Below are 523 nucleotides of genomic sequence, written 5' to 3'. Positions count from 1 at the left end.
TCTGCTGCCATGGCTGAATCTTCTGCGGCTGTCAGCTTGCGCGGCTTTCGCCCGCACAACGGGAAAGGCGTGACGATGCCGGGTTGCCCGTGACCTGTCAACGCTGGCTCCAGCCGCCGCCGCGCCTGTGTTCAGACGGTCATGCGGTAGCCCCGCGCAAAGAGACGCCAGGTGAAATAGAACAGGAGCATGCTCGGCATCAGGCTCAGCAGAGGACCGAGCCAACCACTGCTCTCCGTGGTTCCGGTAAAGCCGCCGCGAAAGCCGTCGATGATGTGGAAGACAGGATTGCCGAGAATGGCCAGCTGGCCCGTATCGGGCAGGCTGTCCAACGTGAAGAAGGCACCAGAGAGGAGGCCCAGGGGCAGAACCAGGAAATTCTCCACCAGTGCGAACTGGTCCCACTTTTCGGCCCAGAGTCCGGTCAGACTGCCGATCAGGGAAAAGAGGACACAGCCGACAAGTGCGAAACCGGCGCTGCGCCAGGGTGTGGACAGGGGTATATCGATGAAGATGGAAAAGA

General features: G+C 61.2%; 1 protein-coding gene. It reads right to left on the bottom strand.

Annotation, left to right across the window (positions count from 1 at the left end):
• Nucleotides 1–131: 131 nt before the first annotated feature.
• A partial coding sequence (locus FRC98_RS21125) for an ABC transporter permease (RefSeq protein ID WP_230467910.1) occupies nt 132–523 on the bottom strand: 392 nt, incomplete at its 5' end.

The sequence above is a fragment of the Lujinxingia vulgaris genome, from assembly GCF_007997015.1.
Lineage (GTDB): Bacteria > Myxococcota_A > Bradymonadia > Bradymonadales > Bradymonadaceae > Lujinxingia > Lujinxingia vulgaris.
Note: the sequence above shows the minus strand (reverse complement) of the source record. Positions and strands in the feature narration are given on the sequence as shown.